The 3909-nt window shown below is 35.5% G+C and carries 5 protein-coding genes; all 5 read left to right on the plus strand.

The window, feature by feature from the left end; translation table 11 throughout:
- On the plus strand, positions 1 to 1167 hold a 1167-nt coding region (locus AB3X49_RS18920; protein ID WP_367964007.1), incomplete at its 5' end, for a YhgE/Pip domain-containing protein.
- Between the two features lie 195 nt (positions 1168 to 1362).
- The gene (locus AB3X49_RS18925; protein ID WP_002066269.1) at positions 1363 to 1797 is read left to right on the plus strand and encodes a ferritin-like domain-containing protein; all 435 of its coding nucleotides are present in this window, start codon (positions 1363 to 1365) and stop codon (positions 1795 to 1797) included.
- Between the two features lie 233 nt (positions 1798 to 2030).
- The gene (locus AB3X49_RS18930) at positions 2031 to 2495 is read left to right on the plus strand and encodes a DUF2691 family protein (protein WP_367964009.1); all 465 of its coding nucleotides are present in this window, start codon (positions 2031 to 2033) and stop codon (positions 2493 to 2495) included.
- A gap of 23 nt (positions 2496 to 2518) precedes the next feature.
- Complete coding sequence (locus AB3X49_RS18935; RefSeq protein ID WP_367964011.1) at positions 2519 to 3034, plus strand: GNAT family N-acetyltransferase; 516 nt, start codon at positions 2519 to 2521, stop codon at positions 3032 to 3034.
- On the plus strand, positions 3035 to 3909 hold an 875-nt coding region (locus AB3X49_RS18940; RefSeq protein WP_367964013.1), incomplete at its 3' end, for an aminoglycoside phosphotransferase family protein.

Consider the following 3909-nt stretch of genomic DNA (forward strand, 5'->3'; position numbering starts at 1 on the left):
CTTTTATTGTTATCTCCAGTTATTGCACTACTTGTTGTTTTTATTTTTTCATTAACATTATTTCCAACCGTTCAACCTAAGCCGAAAAACTTACCAATCGCAATTGTAAATGAGGATCAAGGAGTAGAAATTCCGAATCAACCGAAGATGAATATGGGGCAAACAATTGTTGATAATATGAAAAAGACATCAAAATCAGAGGAAGAACCTGCGGTAAAGTGGGTAGAAGTGCAAAATAAAGAAGCAGTTCAAAAAGGCTTAAATAATCAAGAGTATTATGCAGCATTAGTCATTCCGAAAGACTTTAGCGTAAAACAAGCATCATTACGAACACCACAGCCATCTTCGCCTGAAGTCGAAATATATATAAATCAAGGAATGAATACGGCGGCTTCAACTATGGCAGGGCAAATGTTAAATGGCGTAGTTGATAATATGAACAATAACGTTCGTACACAACTATTGGAAGGATTTAAAGCAAAAGGGACTACATTAACAACGGATCAAGTTTCAAATGTAGTAACACCTATTACAAAGAAAGTAACAAGTGTGAATGAAATCGGAAAAAATAGTGCGAACGGTAACTCGCCAATGTCTTTATTCCAGCCGTTATGGATTGCAAGTTTAGCGAGCGCAGCAATTATCTTTATTGCGATAAGTAAAATGCCAGTAGGTACAAGAAAAGAAAACTTTGTATTAAAACTAAAACAAATAGTAACAGGAGCAATTGCTACACTTGTAATTGGATTTGGTCTTACATGGATAGCTGATGGAATGGTAGGATTAAATATCCCGAATTTCACGGATACGGCTCTGTTCTTATCCATTACTTCTTTTTGTTTCTTCTTAATGATTTCTGCGGTGCTTTCATTAGTTGGTTTAAAAGGAATCGGGTTATTTGCACTGTTACTTTTCTTTGGTGCACCGCTATTGGCGCTAGCGCCTGAAATGATGTCTCCATTTTATCAAGACTGGATTTACTCCTGGTTACCGATGCGATTTATGATAGAAGGTCTCAGGGAAATATTCTTCTTTGGGAAAGGGTTAACTTGGAATACTCCTACTACAGTGCTCGTTTGGATTGGAGTAGTAAGTATGTTTATCATACTAGGAAGTGCTTTAAAACGTAGTGCGGTAAAGGGACACAAAACTGAATTAAATGCTTAAGAAATAAAAACCGTTTCACTCGTAGTGAAACGGTTTTTTGTGATGAAATCGATAGGGGAATAATTCAATGATAGATAGGCTTTTTCGATGTTTTAAAGGTGAGTGAAGAACTAGTATTTGCTGTCCCTTTATGTATACATGCTCCTACTATTTCGAAATGCATAAAATGTTATGTGAAATAACGGAGGGGATACGATGTATAATTCGAATTATGATGATTGGTATAGACAGAATGATAAGCTAATTAGTGATATTGAAAAAGCTATAAACGGAGAGTATAGCGCTATAAGCTGCTATGCAAAATTAGCTAACATGACTCCAAATCAAGTAGAACAAAAACAAATTCTTGAAATCCGTAATGATGAAATAAGGCATTTTCATCATTTTGTACAAATCTATACGAATTTAACTGGCAGACAACCGAAACCACAGATTACGGAAAATTGCCCTAATACGTACTTACAGGGATTAGAGTTCGCTATACAAGATGAGCAAAAGACCGTAGATTTTTACTTGGAAATTTCAGATGAAGCAGCAGATGCATCTATGAAAGAGTTATTGCGCAGAATAGCTGCAGATGAACAAAATCATGCGGTGTGGTTTTTATATTATTTTGTGAAGTCGAAGTGAGTGTTAAAAATGAATGGCTGATGTGCTGAACATATTAGAAATTATTTTAAAACGCAGTGCAATAATTGAATGGAAAACTTAAATATAAGTAGAAAGAAACCGTTTCATAAGTAGTGGGACGGTTTCTTTCGCGGTGAAATACAAGTTACATAGGTATCGACAAAATATAGTAGTTGAATTAGGTATATAATGTATGAAATGAAAACGAAAATAAATAAGCTAGGAGCAAACAAATGAAAAGAGGAATTACAGTAGATATTCCAAATGAATATGATAATCTACTTTGGAAAGTGTTAAAGCCGATTGATATTACTTCATTTGATTGGCGAGTGGAAAACGAGGAATCTTATTTCATATTGCCTGATGGATTAGGACCAGAATTATTTTCAGAAGATAACAAGGTAATGAGTGGATTAGAATTGAAAAAATTAATAAAAGACAACATATATTATCTCATTTTTGCAGATTTAAAAGCGTATCCAAAAGGAGAGGAAGTAGTAGATATTGAAACATATGAAGAATTTAAAGAGAGTAAGTGTAAAGTAGTCGTATTAGTAGCGGATGGTGATTACATACAGGTTTATGCGAAAAACCAAGAAGAGATTGAAATGATGTATGAAAACGCAATTGATCAAGGGTTTTATGTTGAATATGTTACAGACGAGAATGATGGAAGGACTCGTATGTCAGTATGGTAGTAATTTGAAGGGGGAATGGCAATATGGAGAGAAATATAAGTAAAGAATATACAATTCGAATTGCTGCAGAAGAAGAAAGTAATAGCATTATCACTCTATTAAAAGAAGTAGCACAATGGTTACAACATAAAGAAGTGGATCAGTGGCAGTATCTTTTAGGAGGAGAAGCTACCGCTGAAATATTAGATGGTATAAGAGAGAAATATACGTACGTTATTGTGAAAGAAGATGAGATTGTCGGTACGGTTACCGTATCACCTAAACAAAATGATTGGGATAAATATATTTTTGGTAAAGAGGAAATTCCTAATTCATTATATATTCATAGATTTGCGGTGAAACGGAAGTATAAGAGGCATGGAATAGGAGAATGGATTTTGCATAGGATAGAAGAGAATGTGCAAAGTGATAAAGAGTATTTGAAGTTAGATTGTGTTGGGCATAACCAAACGTTGAATGGTTTTTATAAGCGATGCGGTTTTGAATATATCGGTAGTACGGATGGATTTAGTAAGTTTCAAAAGAAAAGGAGAAAGTGAATGAATCCAATTAACGTAAGTTTAGTTGAGAAGTTAATACAAGAACAGTTTCCTCAATGGGCATATTTAGAAGTGAAACCTGTAAAGTTTAGCGGTCATGATAATAGAACGTTTCACCTAGGGGACGAGATGAGTGTCAGATTACCAAGTGATGTAGCATATGCACCGCAAGTAGAGAAAGAAAACACTTGGTTACCTATATTAAGTAAGGGACTTTCTTTACAAATTTCTGCACCAATTGCGAAAGGGAATCCGACTGAAGAGTATCCGTGGCCTTGGTCTATTAATAAGTGGATCGAGGGAGAGACAGTCACGAAAGAAAATGTTCGTGACTTAGATGAATTTGCGGCGGACTTAGGCTCATTTTTAATAGAGTTACAATCAATTGATGCGAGTAACGGGCCAATAGCTGGAGAACATAATTTTTACCGAGGCGGGCTTATATCTGTATACGATGAAGAAGCGAGAGTGGCTATTGAAAATAATAAGGATGTTTTTGATGAGACATTGTTAAAGCATCTTTGGGATTTAGCACTTAGGTCAACATGGGATCGCAAACCAGTTTGGGTTCATGGAGATGTAGCGCCAGGGAACTTACTTGTTAAAGAAGGAAAACTTTGTGCCGTAATTGATTTTGGTATTTTAGGAGTAGGAGATCCGGCTTGTGATGCAGCGATGGCATGGACATTTTTTGATAAGAATAGTAGAAACGTATTTAAAGAAGTATTGCGCATGGATGAAGAAACGTGGAATAGAGCGAGAGGATGGGCGCTTTGGAAGGCGTTAATTACATATGATGCGAATAGGGATAGTAATGAGAAAGTAGCAGAAGAATCTTATCGTGTAATTCAAGTAATTGTGGATGATTATAAGAG

It is taken from the genome of Bacillus sp. C30 (genome assembly GCF_040838255.1).
Lineage (GTDB): Bacteria > Bacillota > Bacilli > Bacillales > Bacillaceae_G > Bacillus_A > Bacillus_A mycoides.